Origin of the sequence: Rhizobacter koreensis (assembly GCF_013366375.1) — a bacterium.
Taxonomy (GTDB): Bacteria; Pseudomonadota; Gammaproteobacteria; order Burkholderiales; family Burkholderiaceae_C; genus Schlegelella_A; species Schlegelella_A koreensis.
On sequence record NZ_JABWMJ010000010.1, the window covers coordinates 59,208 to 77,821 of the forward strand.

Annotated in this window: 10 protein-coding genes and 1 pseudogene; 3 read left to right on the forward strand and 8 right to left on the reverse strand. The window is 69.9% G+C overall.

What is annotated here, in order from left to right:
- Positions 1 to 391: 391 nt before the first annotated feature.
- From HQN59_RS19445 to HQN59_RS19470, 6 genes are read right to left on the reverse strand one after another with little or no spacing between them, the layout of a single operon-like run.
- Positions 392 to 1,378 carry a tripartite tricarboxylate transporter substrate binding protein gene (locus HQN59_RS19445; protein WP_176070790.1) on the reverse strand — a complete coding sequence of 329 codons (987 nt, stop codon included), beginning with the start codon at positions 1,376 to 1,378 and terminating at the stop codon, positions 392 to 394.
- Positions 1,379 to 1,430: 52 nt separating this feature from the next.
- On the reverse strand, positions 1,431 to 2,648 hold the full coding sequence (locus tag HQN59_RS19450) for a CoA transferase (RefSeq protein WP_176070791.1): 1,218 nt from the start codon (positions 2,646 to 2,648) through the stop codon (positions 1,431 to 1,433).
- Positions 2,627 to 3,835: a CaiB/BaiF CoA transferase family protein gene (locus HQN59_RS19455; protein ID WP_176070747.1), complete on the reverse strand. Its 1,209-nt coding sequence runs from the start codon at positions 3,833 to 3,835 to the stop codon at positions 2,627 to 2,629. Before HQN59_RS19455 ends, HQN59_RS19450 begins: the two co-directional genes overlap by 22 nt.
- Entirely contained in the window at positions 3,832 to 5,016 is a 1,185-nt protein-coding gene (locus tag HQN59_RS19460; protein ID WP_176070792.1) for a CaiB/BaiF CoA transferase family protein, read from the reverse strand. The genes HQN59_RS19455 and HQN59_RS19460 overlap by 4 nt, the downstream gene beginning before the upstream one ends.
- Before the next feature lie 10 nt (positions 5,017 to 5,026).
- Entirely contained in the window at positions 5,027 to 6,004 is a 978-nt protein-coding gene (locus HQN59_RS19465) for a Bug family tripartite tricarboxylate transporter substrate binding protein (protein WP_176070793.1), read from the reverse strand.
- A gap of 13 nt (positions 6,005 to 6,017) precedes the next feature.
- Positions 6,018 to 7,169, reverse strand: coding sequence for an acyl-CoA dehydrogenase family protein (locus tag HQN59_RS19470; protein ID WP_176070907.1), 1,152 nt, complete (start codon positions 7,167 to 7,169; stop codon positions 6,018 to 6,020).
- Positions 7,170 to 7,302: 133 nt separating this feature from the next.
- Here HQN59_RS19470 and HQN59_RS19475 point away from each other — a divergent pair, with 133 nt between their 5' ends.
- Positions 7,303 to 8,241, forward strand: coding sequence for a LysR family transcriptional regulator (locus HQN59_RS19475; protein ID WP_176070794.1), 939 nt, complete (start codon positions 7,303 to 7,305; stop codon positions 8,239 to 8,241).
- A 432-nt stretch (positions 8,242 to 8,673) separates the two neighbouring features.
- Here HQN59_RS19475 and budC read toward each other — a convergent pair.
- Positions 8,674 to 9,434: pseudogene (gene budC / locus HQN59_RS19480) on the reverse strand (meso-2,3-butanediol dehydrogenase).
- Positions 9,435 to 9,824: 390 nt separating this feature from the next.
- Entirely contained in the window at positions 9,825 to 10,133 is a 309-nt protein-coding gene (locus tag HQN59_RS19485) for a polyhydroxyalkanoic acid system family protein (protein ID WP_176070795.1), read from the reverse strand.
- A gap of 362 nt (positions 10,134 to 10,495) precedes the next feature.
- Here HQN59_RS19485 and HQN59_RS19490 point away from each other — a divergent pair, with 362 nt between their 5' ends.
- Both HQN59_RS19490 and pbpC read left to right on the forward strand, forming a co-directional pair.
- Entirely contained in the window at positions 10,496 to 16,480 is a 5,985-nt protein-coding gene (locus HQN59_RS19490) for an alpha-2-macroglobulin family protein (RefSeq protein WP_176070796.1), read from the forward strand.
- Entirely contained in the window at positions 16,477 to 18,606 is a 2,130-nt protein-coding gene (gene pbpC, locus HQN59_RS19495) for a penicillin-binding protein 1C (protein WP_176070797.1), read from the forward strand. Before HQN59_RS19490 ends, pbpC begins: the two co-directional genes overlap by 4 nt.
- Positions 18,607 to 18,614 lie beyond the last annotated feature (8 nt).

An 18,614-nucleotide genomic window follows, 5' to 3' on the forward strand; every position in this document is an offset into this window, starting at 1 on the left:
AAGAAGCGTTCAGTGCCGACGCCGGTTCGCGTGTGGCGGGCCCGCGTACGTGGTGGGACGGAGCTTGGCCGGTCCTGCACCCGTCGCCGACCGCTGATGAGTGGCAATCGCGGCGCCGTCAGGATCAGAGCCGCCCAAAGGCTGCTTCGTCGGCCGCGAACCGGCAATCTCCACCCCGAGCAGACCTCCGCGTTAGGTGAGCCCGGCAATCTGGCGAACGCGTTGGCACGATGCCTCGTCTCATGAGGCGAGCGAGCCGTTCGAGGCGCTCCGTCGTATCTCAGTTCAGGTCGCCGTCATGTCGAACACCTTGTTCACGAGCGATGGTCCTCGAGAACGAACGTGGTGCTCGTGCCGTCGTTCGGGCCGGCAGCGGAGGTCGCCTCGACGATCAATCCAATTTGACGTGCGCCTCTCGCACGACCTTCTTCCATGACGTGATCTCTTCCTCCAGCCTTCGCGTGAATTCGGCAGGTCCAAGCGCCTCGGGCTCGACGCCGAGCACCGCGAACTGCGCTTGAACTGCCTTGTCCCTCAGCACGTTCATCAGGTCCGCTTGCAGCTTGGTCAGCAACGACTGTGGCAAGCCTGCCGGGGCAACGAAGCCGTTCCAGTTCTTCATCACGTAGCCAGGAACTCCGGCCTCGGCAGCCGTAGGAACGTCAGGAAGCAAGGGTGAGCGTTGGTCGCCGGACACGGCAAGTGCCCGAAGTTGTCCCGTCTTGATGAAGGGGAGCAACGCGGAGACTGAGGTCGACATGATCGTGACGCGCCCGCCGACTAGATCCGTGATGGCGGCTCCGTTCGATCGATAGGGGATATGAGCCAGCTGGATCTGGGCCATCGAGGCCAGTTTGGCCATGGCGAGGTGCGGCGAGCCACCATTGCCGCTCGACGAATAGTTGAGCTCACCCGGATGGGCGCGTGCATACGCAACGAACTCCTGCAGGGTCCTCGCCGGAACGGCCGAGTGCACGCAGAACGCGAACTGGTTGAACGAGATGTGCAGGACCGCCTGGAAGTCCTTGACCGGGTCATAGGGGAGCTGCGGATAGAGAGCGGCATTCATCGCGTGATTGCTCGCCAGCATGCCCAGGGTGTAGCCGTCAGGCGCGGCCTTGGCGATGGCCTGCGTCCCGATGACGCCGCCGGCACCCGTCACGTTCTCGACGAGAAGGCTCTGGCCCCAGACGGCGGCCAACTTGTCGGCGAAGAGCCTCGCGGTCCCGTCACTGACGGTGCCGACGCCGTAAGGGACGATCAGGCGCACCGGTCGAGTCGGGAACGTTTGCCCGATGGCCATCCGCACGGGGAGCAGGCCTGCGCCGCCTGCTGCAGTCAGCAGCAGCAAGCGGCGCCGTTGGCGAGAGTCGATCATGCTTGTCTCCTCGTGCGCCGCGACGGCGCTGGTTCTTAGAAGTCAGGGCGAGTCACTCGATCACATGAGCGTTTCGAAGGTTTTCGATCACGTCAGCGGGTAGCCCAAGTGCGCGCAGAACCTCGACCGTGTGTTCGCCGGGCAGCGGGGCCGCGTGGGGGATCCGCGCGGGCGTGGCGCTCAGGCGAACGGCGGATGCGAACTGCGTCACGGGGCCGACGGAGGGATGTTCGATCGTGGTGATAAGGCCTCGGTGCACGACTTGCGGGTCCCGCCTCATCTCGTCTAGCTTCGCGACAGGAGCGACGCAGACGTCGGCGTCGGCGAAGATCCCCTCCCAGTGCGACAGCTCATGCGCGACCAGCACGCGCTGCACCGCGGCGCGCGCTTTCGACTCGTCCGGATCGGCTGTGCGGCCGTAGTGGCTCGCCTGACGTGCGAACGGCGCCAACTCTGGCGTGCCAATCGCGTCGCAGAAGTTGCGCCACAGGTGCGGCTCGGAGCAGGCGACCGATAGCCACCGCTGGTCGGCCGTTGCATAGAGCCCGTAGTAGGGGTAGGTGCCGGAGAACACCCCCTCGTCAGCCCGAGGAGGTCGGGCCTCGTCGAATCGACGCTGGTTGGGCGTCGCTGCGAGCAGCGCGACCGTGGCATCGAGGTACGAGAGGTCGATGTGTTGGCCAAGTCCGCTTTTCTCCCGAGCAAACAGGGCCGCCATGATGGCGAAGGCGGCGTGCATCGCTGCTCCGCCCAGATCCGCCACCAGGTTCAGCGGGATGTCGGGCGCAGCGCCCGGCTTTCCCCACAGGCTCAACGCGCCCGACAGTGCGAGAAAGTTGAGGTCGTGCGCGGCCCGGTTGCGCGAGGGTCCGGTCTGTCCAAAGCCTGACATGGAGCACATGATCAGGCGGGGGTTGCCTGCGGCGAGCTCCGCATAGCCGGCACCGAGACGGTCCATCACCCCAGGCCGAAACCCTTCGATGACGACATCGGCTTTGGCGGCGAGCTGCCGGAAGATCGAGCGGCCCTCGGGCCTTTTCATGTCGAGAGCGATCGAACGCTTGTTGCGGTTGGTGTGGGCGCTCACGATGTGCCGCTCTTCTTCGGGCGACCGGGCGGCCGCTCCGGGTTGTGGCGTCTCGACCCGGAGCACGTCAGCACCCAGGTCCGCCAACATCATTCCCGGAAGTTCGGCCGGCGACACCCGGCAGAGCTCGAGCATGGTGATGCCTTCCAGTGCGCCCGGCATCATCGCTTCGCGATGCGCCACGCGCCGCCCGCATCCCTGGACCCGCCGCTTCCGATGTGTTCGAGCACGGCCGAGGTGTCTTCACCGAGTCTCGGCGGCATCGTCGGCTCCGCGCGCCAGCCATCGAATCGAATCGGATTCGTCGGGAACACCAACGTTCCCATGCGGGCATCCAAGACCCGGGCGAAGTGATCTCCGGCTTGCAGTTGAGGATCGACAAGCAGGTCCGGCAACTGGTTCATGCGTTCGGCCGGGACGTCGCAGCGCCTGCATACGGCGAGCCACTCGTCGGTGCAGCGCGACGCAATATGACGGGAGAGGCGCTCGTAGAGCTCGCCGATATGTCGGGTACGCGACGCCATGCCAGCGAAGCGCGGGTCGGCAAGAGCCGCCTCGTCACCGGCTTCGCGCAGAAGTGCGCGCCAGTGCGCGTCGCTGTACGGCATGACGCAGAGGTGACCATCCAGGGTGGGGAAGGGACGGCGGAATGGCATCAGGGCCCGCTCGTAGCCGACCGAGCCGAGCGGTGGCTCGAAGTGGGCACCCTGCATGTGCTCGACCAGACCGAAGGAGACCAGTGCCTCGAACATCGGCACCTCGAGGCAGACGCCTGCTCCCGTCTTCTCGCGCTCGAAAAGCGCAGCCATGATGGCCTGGACCGCGAAGAGCGAGCCCACCTTGTCCGCGATGGTGGTCGGCAGATAGCGCGCCGTCCCGGTCTGCGCTTGCATGAGCGCCGCCATGCCAGATAGACCCTGGATCACGTCGTCGTATGCGGGTCTGCCCTCGTAAGGGCCGCCGGAGGCGAATCCAAGCAGCGCGGCGAACACCAGGCGGGGGTTGACCGCGCGCAGCTCGGCGGCGCCGATGCCTAGCGCTTCGAGCTTTGCCGGCCGCATGTTGTGCATGAAGACGTCCGCCGACGCCACGAGCTCGAGCAGCGCCGCTGTTCCGGCCTGGCTCTTGAGGTCCAGCACGATGCTGCGCTTGTTGCGATTGACGCCGAGGAAGAGGGCTGCCATGCCTTCCTCGGCGGCGGGGCCGATCTGGCGCGTGCTGTCGCCCCCGGGGGCTTCCACCTTGATGACGTCAGCCCCGTATTCACCCAGGAGCTGGCTCGCGTAGGGGCCGAGCACGACGGTGGTGAGGTCAACGACGCGAATGCCGTGGAGGGGCGCGGCACGGCGCGCGGAACGAGGCGTCGTCAAGGTTTGCTCGCGGCCGGCTCGGTTCCGGCGGGGCTGAGGCCGAACTCGGCCAGCACCTCTTCCGTATGCTCTCCCAGGCGCGGTGCGTGGCGACGCATTTGCGGGGGTGAGCGGGACCATTCGGTGGGAACCGCGGTTTCCAGAATATCGCCTTCAGATGGATGGCGGACCTTGCGGAGGAACCCCGTCGCCTGGACATGCTCGTCGGCCACGATGTCCTCGATGCTGTACATCCGGGCGGCGGGGATGTCGGCGCGCTCGAACAGCTCGAGCCATTCGGAGGTCGTCCGTTGCGCCAGAGTTGCAGCCAGGAAGCCGTAGACATGGCTGATCGCGGCCAAGCGAGCGTTCTGGCTGGAGAAGCGCGCGTCCGTCTCGAACAGAGCGCCCTGTCCGATCGCGGTCAGGAAACTGCGCCAGTGCTTGTCGTTGTAGACGAGCACGCACACGTAGCCGTCGCTCGTCGGATAGGGCCGGCGGTCGTGCGCGAGGCTGCGCTGGTATCCCGCCGCTCCTTCCGCGGGCTCGTAGAGACGGCCGGCGAGGTGTTCGCCGAGCACCAGCGACAGCATGCCTTCGAACATCGGCACATCGAGGCGCTGGCCGTGCCCGGTGCGCTCCCGGTAGACCAGAGCGCTGCTGATCGCTGCGCAGAGTTGCAGGCCGACGATCCGGTCGACCAGCACCATCGGCGCGTAGCGCGGCGGCTCGGCGCCAGCCGCACGCGAAAGCCACGGGATTCCGCACATGCCCTGGATCAGGTCGTCGTAGGCCGGCCGCGCCGCGTACGGGCCGTGGCGCCCGAAGCCGTAGGCGCCGGCGTAGACGATGCGCGGGGCAGCCGCGCTCACCTCTTCGTACGAGAGTCCCAGCCGCGCCATCGCCTTCGGACGAATGTTGTAGACCAGGACGTCGGCCTGCTCGGCCATGCGCAGCAGGGCATCACGCTGGTCCGGCTTCTTCAGGTCGAGCACGACGGACCGCTTGTTGCGGTTGGTCGTGAGATAGAAGTGACCCATGCCCGGGTTGCGCATGGGGCCGGACTGCCGCATCACGTCACCTTCCGGCGGCTCGATCTTGATCACGTCGGCGCCGTAGTCGGCGAGCAGTTGGGTCGCATACGGGCCCATGACCACGCTGGTCAGGTCGAGTACCCGTGTCCCTTCGAGCGGCCCGCTCATCGCCGCGCGCTCACTCGAGCGTCGCGCCGGACAGGCGCACGACCTTGCCCCACTTCACGTAGTCAGCCTCGAGAAAAGCCTTGAACTGTCCGGGCGGCATGGTCCAGACCTCGTAGGCCATCTGCCGCACCGTTTGCCGGAGAGCCGGGGTCTTCAACGCCCGGACCACCTCGGTGTAGATCCGGTCGACGATTGGCTGGGGCACTGCATGTGGCGCGACCAGTCCGAACCAGAGGTCGCTTCCGGCGTCGGCATAGCCGGCGACGCCCGCCTCGTCCATGGTCGGAACGTCGGGCAGGAAAGCGCTTCGCTTGGCGGAGACGGTCGCGAGCGCACGCACCTTTCCGCCGTTGATCTGCGGAATGGCGGTGGTCGGGATATCGAACATCGCTGCCACCGAGCCACCGATGACATCGTTCATGGCGGGCGCATTGCCCTTGTACGGTATGTGCGTGAGCGGCGCACCGGTAAGCGATTTCAGCAGTTCGGCCGCCAGATGGTTCGTGGCACCGTTGCCACCCGAGGCGATCGTGGCTTTGACGGGATTGGCCTTCGCCCAGGCCACGAACTCCCGAACGTTCTTGACGGGTATCGAGGGGTTGACGACGAGCACGTTCGTGTAGGCCACCACCGGTGTGATCGCGGTCAGTTGCGTCAGAGGATCGAAAGGATGCTTGCGATAAAGATGAGGGTTGACGGCCATCGAACCCGTATGGGCGAAGCCGAGCGTGTAGCCGTCGGGCGGGGACTTGACCACGAGGTCGATGCCGAGGCTGCCGCCGGCACCCGTTCGGTTGTCGACGACGACCTGCTGACCAAGGCTCTCCGTGAGGGCGTTCGCCAGCGCTCGGGCGATCGCGTCACTCGGGCCTCCTGCCGAGAAGGGCACGATCATCCGGATCGGCTTCTGCGGCCACGATTGAGCCTGCGCGACGGGCGAAGAAAACAACGCGGCAGCGGCCAGGCCGAACACTGCGAACCACTTCATCGATGTCTCCTGCTCAGTTGGTGGCTTCCCGGACCATCTCGCGAGCCGTGATGATCTGCATGATCTGGCTCGATCCTTCGTAGATGCGGAGCAGTCGGGCATCGCGGTAGAGCCGCTCGATGGCGTACTCTTTGATGTAGCCGTTTCCGCCGTGGATCTGCAGCATTCGATCGGCTATGCGACCGGCCGCCTCGGTCGCGTAGTACTTGCAGCAGGCTGCCTCTTTGGTCGTCTTCAGCCCCGCATCCTTGGCGCGGGCCGCCTTTTCGACCATCGCGCGGGCGGCAAAGGCCTCGGCCTGGCTGTCGGCCAGCATTGCCTGGATCAGCTGGAAGTTGGCGATGGGCTGGCCGAACTGACGCCGCTCCGTGGCGTAGCGCAGCCCCTCGTCAAGCAACCGTTGGCACATGCCTGTCGCTACCGCCGCCATGTGCAGACGCGCATGATCGAGCGATCGCATCGCATTCTTGAATCCGGTCCCTTCGGCGCCAAGCAGCGCGCTGGCGGGAACGCGGCAGTTCTCGAAAATGACGTCCGACTCGTGCGAGCCGGCGAAGCCCATCTTGCGATAAGGCTTGGCCACCGTCAGTCCCGGTGTGTCGCGATCGACGAGAAACGCGGAGATGCCGCCGGCTCCTGCCTCCTTGAGGCCGGTGCGGGCAAACACCGTGAACACGCCCGCGTGGATGGCGTTCGTGATGAAGCGCTTGGTGCCGTTGATGACCCAGTGGTCGCCGTCGCGCACGGCTCTGGTGCTGAGCGATGCTGCATCCGAGCCCGCATCGGGCTCGGTCAGGCAGAACGACGCCATCATGTCGCCGGTAGCGAGCCGGGGCAGGTAGCGCTGGCGCTGCTCTTCCGAGCCGAAATTGATGATGCCCAGTGTCCCCACTCCGTTCGTCGTTCCGAAGTAGGAGCGGAAGGCAGGCTGTGCGTATGCGACTTCGAAGACCAGCGAGGCCTCTTCGAACATGCTGAGGCCGAGCCCGCCGTAGCTTTCCGGGATCGTCATGCCGAAGAGGCCGAGTTCCTTCAAACCTTCGATGACCCGGTCGGGAATCTGTTCGGTCTCTTCCACTTCGGTTTCGGCCGGCAACAGCACCTCTCGGGTGAACCGGCGGACCGCGTGGACGAGCAGTTCGAGGGTCTCTTCGCGTTCAGTCATCTGGATCCGGTCCATGTGGGCTGGTGTCTGGTCATCGTAGACACCGGAGAGATACAGGTCCAATACCGATTTCGGCGGAGGTGATACGCTCTTGTTAACCTGCCTCGGGTCGCACGGCGCTCAACAGAAGCTCATGAACGTTCGTCATCTGAAGCAGTTCGTCGCGGTCGCCGACGCGCGCAGCTTTCGCAAGGCGTCCCTGAGCCTGCACATGGCTCAGCCCCCATTGACCGTCGCCATAAAGCGGCTGGAGGAAAGCCTGGGCGGACCTCTTTTCGTGCGCAGCCGTCAAGGCGTTCAGCTCACGGCGATGGGCGAGGCGGTCCTGCCGGATGCGCGACGCGCCGTGTTCCATGCCGAACAGGTGCGCGCGGCCGCCACGCATGCGGCCGCCGGAATCGGCGGCACTCTGCGAATCGGGTTCATTGGCTCCGCCACGTACACGTTGTTTCCCAAGGTGCTGCCGGAGTTTCGGAAGGCTTACCCCTCGATCACGCTTGACATGCGCGAGCGAACGACCACGAACGTCCTTCGAGAGGTCGAAAGTGGCGACCTCGACGTGGGCTTGATCCGACACCCCGTGCTGGAAGCGACTACGGCGCGGATCGAGCCGGTCGAGTTCGACGAGCTCGTTGTCGCAGTTCCCGCGTCTCACCCGATCGCAGGGCGAGGCAAGGTGAGCCTCTCCCAGCTCCGGGAGGAGCCCTTCATCATGTATTCCTCGAGCGCTGCACCGAATCTGAGGGGCCTTGTCATGGTGGCGTGCCAGACAGCTGGCTTCGTGCCGCGCGTGGTTCAGGAAGCTGTTCAGATCCAGACGATCGTCAGCCTCGTGGAGAGCGGCCTGGGGGTCGCGCTGGTGCCCTCGGTCTGTACGCGGCACGCAACGCGGCACGTGGTGTTCAAGCGCCTCAGCTCGCCACGAGAACGAACAACGATCGCCATTGCGCTCGCATCCCGCTCCGTCGCCGAGCCGGAGACGGCGATTCGCTTCAGGGCCATGCTGATCGCGTACCGCGACGGGTTGGGGCTCCATCCTCCGCCGCCCAGCAACCCAAAATCTTCGGGCTGATCTGAGCGCAAGCAAGCTTCGTGGCGGCGGGCAAGCGACGCGAGGTTCGCGCATCCTTTGGCGACGCGGTCTCGGCGGTGCGGCGGCCTCCGAACTGCTAGCGACCTCGGAGCGGTCGCTGATGAGAGGCGCTGGACGCCCACGAGCAGCCATCGGCGAAGGTCCGCACCGCGGCGACCGAGCCTAGGGAGGGCCCGCGGCCTGGCAAGAGGCGCGCTCGCTGGGGCACATCGTGACGCGGGTACGGCGCGCATGCGTCATATCGGCTTCGGGCACGTCGGCGAACCGAAGGCGTTTGCCTCCATCTGGCGCTCTGACGCCCCGGCATCGCGTCAGCGTGTTCGTGCCCAGGAACGGCGCTCTCGGGCTCGAAGAGATCCTCGGAACTCTGCTCTGGGTCGCGGCGACGGTCGCCACTGACTCTGGGGCCGCTCACATGCGCGGCTGCCCGTTGGACGCGGTGAGCCCGCCATCGACGGGCAGATTGACCCCGTTGACGAACACGGCGTCATCGCTCGCGAGGAACGCGACCACGCCGGCGATGTCGGCCGGCTCGGCCGGGCGGCCGAGCGGCAGCCGCTCCATGAAGCGAGCCATCAGCTCGTCGTCCTTCAGCATGTCCTCGGTCATGTTGCTGCGCGTGAGTGACGGGCACACCGCGTTGATGCGCACGCCTTGGCGCGCGTAGTCGAGGGCGAGCGCCCGCGTGAGATTGACGACGCCACCCTTGGCGGCGTTGTACGGCGTCAAGGCCCAGTCGGCGCCCAGTCCCGAGACCGAAGCGACGTTGACGATCGAGCCTCGTGTCTTCAGCAAGTGGGGCAGCGCGGCGCGGCAGCCGTAGAACGTGCCGCTCAGATCCACGTCGAGCGCCTGCTGCCAGTCGCTGAGGCTCGTCTCGGTCGCCGTTCCCTCGGGCGCGACGCCAGCGTTGTTGACCATCACGTCGAGGCCACCGAAGCGCTCGACCGCGGCCTGCACGAGCCGCTCGACCGCATCGGCGTCGGCGACGTCACACGGATCACGAGCGTGCGGGCGCCGTCGAGTCCGCGCGCGACGTCCTCGAGCTTCGATCGCGTCCGCCCGGCGAGCACGACGTTCGCGCCCTCGGCCGCGAACCGCTCGGCAATGCCGCGCCCGATGCCCGAGCCGGCGCCGGTGACGACGACCGTCTTTCCGACAAAACGTTGCATGACGATTTCTCCTGTGCGGGTGGGAAGTCGCAGCAAGCGGCGTACCCCGCGGGAACGAGCGGCGCCGCGAAGACGGCATGCGACGGCGCCGTGCCGGAGTTCGTCCGGCTGGCCTTGTCCCGTCACGGTCCTGTTCTCGATCCCGCCTGGATGCGTCAGCCGCGCTCGGTCAAGGGTGGTCTGCAGGGCTGGTGCAGGCGTGACTGAGGGGGCACGGCCCAGACTGCGGGTCTGCTGATGACGCCGGCGAGCGCTGTCGGCCAAGAGCCGACGAAGGACACAGGGCCAACAGCCGACACAGCGCGAGCTTGAATCACCCGTTGCGGTGCAGCAGGTATGGACGCCTTCGCTGTCCGACATCGGCACGCCCGCAAGAGCTACCGGCCGCAGCTACTCCTTGGTCAGCAGCCGTTGTCCCGCCTTCTCGACGTGGTCCTTGAGCCTCCCGGCGACCATGCCGAGCACACCGGGCAGCTGCACCTCCATCAAGACCACGGTCTCGCGCACGTCGACCACGCCGCTAACGGTCTGACCCATTGCCGCGACGCGGAAGGTGAGCCGGTCGCCGTCCCAGCGTTCGTCGCAGGTGCCGCTCCCGGGTACGACGTCGACGATCCTGGCGAAGCCGCGTTCGATGCGGCGCCGCGCCTCCGCTCGTCCAAGCTGATGGGGGATGCTGACGTTGACTGGCGTGGTCATGGCTGGAGCCTGCCGGGTATGGGCGCGTCGCGCAAGCGCACCGTACGCCGCTCGGCTTCACGCCCCCCGGTGCGCGGTTCTGCGGCGCCAGGGCTCTTCGGCGCCGCGCCGCACCGGCCCCCAGCGACCTGGCTTCCCCGCGGGTCACCCGTGCCGCCCGAGCCCCTTCTGCCGCGACGGCGTCTCGGCAGTGCGGCCGCCGCGGCGCCACGGCCGTGCCCGCTCGCGGTCGCTGGCCGCACGAGCCGCCGCTGCCGTACGAGGCTGCCGTTGGTCGGCCCGGCGCTGCCGACGACGCGGTGGCGCCGTCATTCGCCGGTACCCTGCGCGCCAACCCATGCACGCGCTGGAGCGCAGATTTGATGACACCTCGACGACGAGCATTCCTCGGCCTCGTGCTGGCCGGATTCGCGAGCGCCGCCCACGCGATCGCAGTGGTCGCGGCCACGCCGCAGGGCGAGGTGGCGCAGGTACGCCAGGTGACGGTCAAGTTCTCGGACGCGGTGGTCCCGCTCGGGGACCTGCGGCTCCCGGACCCGTTCGCGATCGCGTGCCAGGGGCGCGTGCCGGAAGGCAGCGGCCGCTGGGCCGACCCGCGCACCTGGCTCTACGACTTCCGCGAGCCGCTCGGGCCCGGCATCGCGTGCACGGCAACCCTGCGGCCGGGCTGGCGTTCTGCGGTCAAGCCCGCTGCGACCGATCCGGCAGCCAGTGCAACCGGCGGCGCCGCGGTGACCGGCACGACGCGCTTCGCGTTCCGCACTGGCGGTCCGGCCGTGGTGCGGGTCGACCCGGGCGAGGGTTCCGAGATCGAGGAGGACCAGCATTTCCTGCTGCGCCTCAACGGGGCGGCCGACGCGGCGACGGTCGCCGGCAATGCCTGGTGCGAGGTCGAGGGCCTCGGCGACCGCGTGCGGCTGGTGATCGTCGGCGGCGACGCCCGTGCGCAGGTGCTGAAGGCACGCGGCATCGCGCCGGCCGCGCACGACCGCACGCTGCTGGCGCGGTGCGAGCGGCCGCTGCCCAACGAGGCGGCGATGCGCCTGGTCTGGGGCAAGGGCATCGCCGCGCCGGGCAACCCGAAGCTGCCGACCACCGTCGAGCAGGCGTTCCGGTACACCGTGCGGGCGGCCTTCACCGCCGACTTCAGCTGCGAGCGCGAGCGCGCCAATGCCGGCTGCATGCCGATCCGGCCGATGACGGTGCGCTTCAGCGCGCCGGTGCCGCGCGACCTCGCGGCGCGCGTGCGCCTGCGCCCGGCCGCCGGCGACGCGCTCGCGCCCCGGCTGGACACCGACGACAGGGCGCGCGAGCTCAGCGAACTGCAGTTCCCGACACCGCTGCCCGAGAACGCCAGCTTCAGCATCGAGATGCCGGCGGGCGTCAAGGACGTGGCGGGGCGCCCGCTCGCCAACGCCTCGGCGTTCCCGCTGAAGGTGCAGACCGCCAGCACGCCGCCGATCGCCAAGTTCGCCGCCGCGCCGTTCGGCATCGTCGAGCGCGCGGCGGAAGCCGCGCTGCCGGTGACGCTGCGACACGTGCAGGCCGACCTGCGCCCGGGCTCGCCGGCGGCCCCGCGGCCCGCGGGCCAGGTGCGCGTCAAGCGGCTCGTCAGCGACCTCGACATCCTGGCCTGGTACGCGCGCGTCCAGAAATACCACGAGACCGAGCTGACGGCGCGCGAGCTGGGTTTCCCGCAGCGCGAGTGGACGACGCTGGTCGAGGAGTCGGACGCCGAGGGCCGCGTGGTCAAGCGGCGCGTCGATCGGATGGTCGGGACGCGCGAGGTCTCGCTGCTCGCCAGGGACCCGGGGGCGCGCCGCCTCGACCTGCCGATGCTGGCCGGCGGCGACCCGCGGCCGTTCGAGGTGGTCGGCATCCCGCTCGCGGAGCCCGGCTATCACGTCGTCGAGATCGAGTCGCTGCGGCTCGGCCAGGCGCTGCTCGACAAGCGCGCGCCGATGTACGTCCGCACCGGCGTGCTGGTGACCAACCTCGGCGTTCACTTCAAGCAAGGGCGCGAGAACAGCGTGGTGTGGGTGACGACGCTCGATCGCGGCAAGCCGGTCGCCGGCGCCGACATCGCGGTGCGCGACTGCAACGGGCGCCTGCTCTGGAGCGGTCGCAGCGATGCCGCGGGCCTCGCGGTCGTGCCGCGTCCGCTCGACGCCAACCCGAGCCGCTGCGAGGCCGATGCGGGCTACTTCGTCAGCGCGCGCAGCGCCGCGTCGGGCGACGTCGCGTTCGTGTTCAGCGGCTGGCAGAAGGGCATCGAGGCATGGCGCTTCCACGTGCCGACCGGGGAGGGCCGCGAGCCGCAGCTGCGCGCGGCGACGGTGTTCGACCGCACGCTGTTCCGCGCCGGCGAGACCGTCTCGATGAAGCACTTCGTGCGTCGCGAAACGTCGTCGGGCCTCGCGCCAGCCGGCGCCGACCGGGTGCCGACGCGGGTGAAGATCGTGCACCAGGGCAGCGGCCAGGAGGTGGTGATGCCGCTCGCGTGGTCAGCCGGCGGTCGCAGCGCACTCAGCACCTGGAACATCCCGCCGGCTGCCAAGCTCGGCGTCTACGACGTGGTGCTCGAGCGCGAGGCGCCGGCAAGTGCCTCGACGCTCGACAGCGAGGCCGGCGAGCGGCGCTGGACCAGCGGAAGCTTCCGCGTCGAGGAGTTCCGCGTGCCGCTGATCGACGCGCGCCTCGGCGGCCCGAAGGCGCCGCCGGTCGCCGCGTCGAGCGTCGCCGTCGACGTGCAGATGAGCTATCTCGCGGGTGGGGCGATGGCCGGAGCGCCGCTGCGCGCATCGGCCCTGTTGAAGCCGCGCTCGCTGGCGTTCGCCGGCTACGACGAGTTCAGCTTCGAGCCCCCGCGCAACGCCGCGGCGGCCGAGGGCGAGGGCGGCGACGACGCCGAGCGACCCGCGAACGACGCCAAGCTGATCGCCGACAAGGTGGCGCTCGTCACCGACCGTAACGGCGTCGCGACGTTCCGCCTGAAGGACCTGCCGAAGACGACGCGGCCGTCGCAGATCGAGGCCGAGGTGACCTTCAACGATCCCAACGGGGAGACCCAGACCGCCGCGACGCGGGTCGACCTCTGGCCGAGCGCGGTGGTGCTCGGCGTCAAGGCGAGCCGCTGGGTCAGCAACCGCGGGCGGGTCCAGTTCAGCGCGCTCGCGCTCGATTTGGCAGGCAAGCCGATCAGGGGGCAGAAGGTCGTCGTCAACGGGCGCATCAGCGAGGTCGTCACCACGCGCAAGCGCCTGGTCGGCGGCCTTTACGGCTACGACAACCGCAGCGAGGTGAAGGAGCTCGGCAAGCTCTGCTCGGGCAGCACCGACGAGCGCGGGCTCCTCCTGTGCGACGCTCGGCTGGACAGCGCCGGTCAGGTCGAGCTCATCGCCCAGGCCGCCGACGCCCAGGGCCACCCGGCGGAGGCGGCCGCCAGTGTTTGGATCACGCGCCAGGGCGAGCTCTGGTTCGCGCAGGACAACGACGACCGCATCGACGTCCTGCCGGAGAAGCAGCGCTACGAGCCGGGCGAGACCGCGCGCCTGCAGGTGCGCATGCCGTTCCGCGAGGCGACCGCGCTGGTGGCGGTCGAGCGCGAAGGCGTGCTGGCGACCCAGGTGGTCGCGCTGCGCGGCGACGACCCCACCATCGCGCTGAAGATCGAGCCGACCTGGGGGCCGAACGTGTACGTCAGCGTGCTCGCCCTGCGCGGCCGCATCCACGAGACCCGCTGGTACTCGTTCTTCACCTGGGGCTGGAAGGCGCCGCTCGCGTGGTGGCAGAGCTTCTGGCACGAAGGCAGGGACTACCAGGCGCCGACGGCGATGGTCGACCTCGCCAAGCCGTCGTTCAAGCTCGGCGTCGCGAACCTCAAGGTCGGGCTCGCGGCGCACCAGCTGGCGGTGAGCGTGACCACCGACAAGCCGCAGTACACGATCCGCCAGAAGGCGATCGCGACGGTGAAGGTGACCCATGCCGGCAAGCCGCTCGCCGGCGTCGAGGTGGCTTTCGCGGCGGTCGACGAGGGGCTGCTCGCGCTGCGTGGCAACGACTCGTGGGCGCTGCTCGAGGCGATGATGCGCGAGCGCGCCTGGAGCGTCGAGACGAGCACCGCGCAGAGCGAGATCATCGGGCGCCGGCACTACGGCCGGAAGGCGGTGGCGCCGGGCGGCGGCGGCGGCCGCGGCGCCACCCGCGAGCTGTTCGACACGCTGCTCGTCTGGAAGCCGAGCGTCGTGCTCGACGCCAACGGCGAAGCCCGGGTCGAGGTGCCGCTCAACGACGCGCTGACGAGCTTCCGGCTGGTCGCGGTGGCGGATGCCGACGTGCAGAAGTTCGGCACCGGCAGCACCCGCATCAAGGTCAGCCAGGACCTGCAGGTGCTCGCCGGGCTGCCGCCGCTGGTGCGCGACGGCGACCGCTTCGCGGCCTTGCTGACCCTGCGCAACACCACCGCGCGCGAGATGACGGTGCGGGCCGCGCTGCGCGGCACCGCCAACCTGCCGGGCCCCGCGACTGGCGACGTCGTGCGCGTCCCGATCGCGCTGGCGCCGCAGGACGTCGCGCTGGCGGCCGGCCAGGCCAAGGAGGTCGTGTGGCCGGTCGACGTGCCGGCCGACGCCTACAGCATCGTCTGGGAGGCCTCGGCCGACGCGGCGAACGCCAGCGACCGGCTCAAGGTCACGCAGCTGGTCGCGGCGGCGGTGCCGCTGCGCGTGCTGCAGGCCACGATCGCGCAGCTCGACGGCCGCCTCACGCTGCCGGTGGCAGCGCCGGTCGACGCGCTGCCGGCGACGGGCACCAAGCGCGGCGGCGTCGACGTCGCGGTGCAGCCGAAGCTCACCGGTGCGCTGCCCGGCATCCGGCGCTACTTCGAGACCTATCCGTTCGCGTGCCTCGAGCAGAAGGCCTCGAAGGCGATCGGCCTTCGCGATGCCTCGCTCTGGGCCGGGGTCGCCAACGCCTTGCCCACCTACCTCGACAGCGACGGCCTCGCGAGCTACTTCCCGCCGCGTGCCGACGACCCGCCGCATGGCAGCGACCGCCTCACCGCCTATGTGCTGGCGGCCGCGCACGAGAGCGGCTTCGAGCTGCCGGCGCCGGCCCGCGAGGCGATGCTCGGCGGGCTCGCCGCGTTCGTCGAGGGCCGCATCGAGCGCCGTTTCTGGGCGCCGCGCGCCGACCTCGACGTGCGCAAGCTCGCGGCGATCGAGGCGCTGTCGCGGCACGGGCGGGCGCACGCCAGGATGCTCGGCTCGATCGCGCTCGCGCCCAACACCTGGCCGACCGCGGCGCTGATCGACTGGCTGAACATCCTCAAGCGCGTCGACGGCGTTCCCGACCGCGCGGCGCGCCTGGAGGAGGCGCAGCAGATCGTGCGGGCGCGGCTCACGTATGCCGGCACGACGCTGCGCTTCAGCACCGAGGAGAGCGACTTCTGGTGGTGGCTGATGGACAGTGCCGACGCCAACGCCGCGCGCCTCGTGCTGGCGGTGCTCGACGATCCGGCGTGGAAGGACGAGCTGCCGCGCCTGGTGGTCGGCAGCCTGGCGCGGCAGAAGGGGGGCGCCTGGCTCACCACGACCGCCAACCTCTGGGGCTCGCTCGCCCTCGACAAGTTCTCGGCCCGGTTCGAGTTGCAGAAGGTCGCGGGCCGCACGGTCGCCTCGTTCAGCGCCGGCTCGACGACGGCCGCGAGTGCCGCGCTGCCGGGCGCGCTGCCGGCGTCCGCAGCCGCCGCGACGACGGCGGCGCGGCCGGTCGCCGACTGGGCGACCCGCCCGGCGGGTGGCGCGGTCCGGCTGGCGTGGCCCGAGCGCCCGGCGACCCTGGCGGTCGCGCAGGACGGGACCGGCAAGCCGTGGCTCACGGTGCAGAGCATCGCGGCGATCCCGCTGCAGGCGCCGCTGCGCGCCGGCTACGCGGTGACGCGCAGCGTCAGCGCGGTCGAGCGCCGCAACCCGCAGGCATGGTCGCGCGGCGACATCGTCAAGGTGCGGCTCGAGATCGACGCGCAGGCCGACATGACGTGGGTCGTCGTCAGCGACCCGGTGCCGGGCGGCGCGACGATCCTCGGCAGCGGGCTCGGGCGTGACTCGCAGATCGCGACCCGTGGCGAGCAGCGTTCGGGCGGCGCGGCGCCGGCCTTCGAGGAGCGCGGCTTCGAGGCGTTCCGCGCGTACTACGAGCAGCTGCCGCGTGGTCGGCATGTCGTCGAGTACACCGTGCGCCTCAACAACCCCGGGCGCTTCGCCTTGCCGCCGACGCGCGTCGAGGCGATGTACGCGCCCGAGACCTTCGGCGAGGCGCCGAACGCGCCGGTCGAGATCGCGCCATGAGGCGTGCCGCCGCGGCCTTGGTGCTGACCCTCGTCGGTGCGGCGGCGCAGGCGCTGCCGACCTTCGCCGAGGTGAAGGCGGCGCACCGGCCTTCGGACGTGACGCTGGTCGACCGCCGCGGCGCGCCATTGCAGACGGTGCGGGCCGACCCCAGCGTTCGCCGTCTTGCCTGGACGCCGCTCGCGGAGATGTCGCCGGCGCTGCTGACCGCCATCGTCCTCAGCGAGGATCGCCGCTTCTGGGCCCACGCCGGGGTCGACTGGCAGGCAGCGGCGGCGAGCGCGTGGGGCAACCTCTGGAACACGCGCACGCGCGGTGCGTCGACGCTGACGATGCAGCTCGCCGGTCTGCTCGACGCCGGCCTGGCGCGGCCGGGCGCCGGGCGCAGCATTGGTCAGAAGCTCGGGCAGGCGGTCACGGCGACACGCCTGGAGCAGGGCTGGCGGAAGAGCGAGATCCTGGAGGCGTACCTCAACGCGGTGCCGTGGCGCGGCGAGATCGTCGGCATCGGCGCGCTCGCGCAGACGCTGTTCGGCAAGCACCCGAGCGGTCTCGACGCCCACGAGGCGGCGATCGCCGTCGCGCTGGTGCGCAGCCCGAACGCGCCGGCGGCGGTGGTGACCGATCGCGCGTGCGGCGTGCTGGGGCTGCAGCGGCTCGACTGCAGCGGCGTCGAGGCGCTGGTGCACGGCGCGCTGACGCGCGGCGGCCGCGTGCCGCTCGGCGAGCAGCTCGCGCCGCACTACGCGCGCCGTGTCGTCGACCCGCGCGGCGGCGCCGTGCAGGCGACCCCGCTCGATGCCCGCCTGCAGCGCTTCGCGGTGCAGACGCTGCGCCGTCACCTGGCCGAGCTCACGGGCCGCAACGTCGCCGACGGCGCGCTGGTCGTCCTCGACAACGCCACCGGCGAGGTGCTCGCCTGGGTCGGATCGAGCGGCCCGCTCTCCGGCGCCGCCGACGTCGACGGGGTGCTCGCGCGGCGGCAGCCGGGCTCGGCGCTCAAGCCGTTCGTCTACGCGCTGGCGTTCGAGCGGCGGCTGATCACGCCCGCCACGCTGATCGACGATTCGCCGGCACAGATCGCGACCGCGGCCGGCCTCTACCTGCCGCAGAACTACGACCGCAGCTGGCGCGGCTTCGTGAGCGCGCGCACCGCGCTGGGTTCGAGCCTCAACGTGCCGGCGGTGCGGGTTGGCACGATGATCGGCGGCGACGCGCTGCTCGCCCGCCTCAACGCGCTCGGCCTCGAGCTGTCGCAGAGCGCCGGCTGGTACGGCGCCTCGCTCGCGCTCGGCAGCGCCGACGTGACGCTGCTCGGTCTGACCAATGCCTACCGGACGCTCGCCAACGGCGGCCGGCACGCCGCAGTTGCCGTCAAGGTAGGCGCAGCCCGCGCCCCGGCTCGGCCGGTCTTCGACCCGGCCGCGGCCTTCCTCGTCTCGAACATCCTCGCCGACGACAACGCGCGCGTCGGCACCTTCGGCTGGTCGAGCGCGCTCGCCACGCGCGGCTTCGCGGCGGTCAAGACCGGCACCAGCAAGGACCTGCGCGACAACTGGTGCATCGGCTTCACGGATCGCTACACGGTTGGCGTGTGGGTCGGCAATGCCAGCGGCGAGCCCATGCACGACGTCAGCGGGACCAGCGGCGCGGCGCCGATCTGGCACTCGATCGTCGGCTATCTGCACGCCGGCGCGCCATCGCAGGCGCCGCGGCAGCCGCCCGGCGTGGTTCTGCGCCATGTCGAGTTCGATGAACGTCGCGAGCCGGCGCGAGACGAGCTGTTCGTCAGGGGCACCGAGCCGATCGACGCCCGTGCCAGCGCCGAGGTGGCGCGCGACCGGCGCTACGGCATCGTCAGCCCGCGAGACGGCAGCATCTTCGCGATCGATCCCGACATCCCGCCCGTGGCCCAGCGCATCACATTCGAAGGCGAGCGCGGCGTCTGGCGGCTCGATGGCCGGCCGCTTGGCCGCGGCGCGCGGGTCCGCTGGGCGCCGTGGCCCGGGCGGCACCGGCTCGAGCTCGTCGCGGAGGACGGACGAACCATTCAAAGCGTCGGCTTCGAGGTGCGAGGAGCGGGCGTCCGCCCGGGCCTTGCCCCCGAGCAGCGGGTGCGTCGGTGACGGCGAAG

Excerpts from the sequence above, each read along its gene's own strand:
- HQN59_RS19445 (WP_176070790.1), bottom strand. The coding sequence starts at position 1,378 with ATGATCGACTCTCGCCAACGGCGCCGCTTGCTGCTGCTGACTGCAGCA.
- HQN59_RS19460 (WP_176070792.1), bottom strand. The coding sequence starts at position 5,016 with ATGAGCGGGCCGCTCGAAGGGACACGGGTACTCGACCTGACCAGCGTG.
- HQN59_RS19465 (WP_176070793.1), bottom strand. The coding sequence starts at position 6,004 with ATGAAGTGGTTCGCAGTGTTCGGCCTGGCCGCTGCCGCGTTGTTTTCT.
- HQN59_RS19470 (WP_176070907.1), bottom strand. The coding sequence starts at position 7,169 with ATGACTGAACGCGAAGAGACCCTCGAACTGCTCGTCCACGCGGTCCGC.
- HQN59_RS19475 (WP_176070794.1), top strand. The coding sequence starts at position 7,303 with ATGAACGTTCGTCATCTGAAGCAGTTCGTCGCGGTCGCCGACGCGCGC.
- HQN59_RS19485 (WP_176070795.1), bottom strand. The coding sequence starts at position 10,133 with ATGACCACGCCAGTCAACGTCAGCATCCCCCATCAGCTTGGACGAGCG.
- HQN59_RS19490 (WP_176070796.1), top strand. The coding sequence starts at position 10,496 with ATGACACCTCGACGACGAGCATTCCTCGGCCTCGTGCTGGCCGGATTC.
- pbpC (WP_176070797.1), top strand. The coding sequence starts at position 16,477 with ATGAGGCGTGCCGCCGCGGCCTTGGTGCTGACCCTCGTCGGTGCGGCG.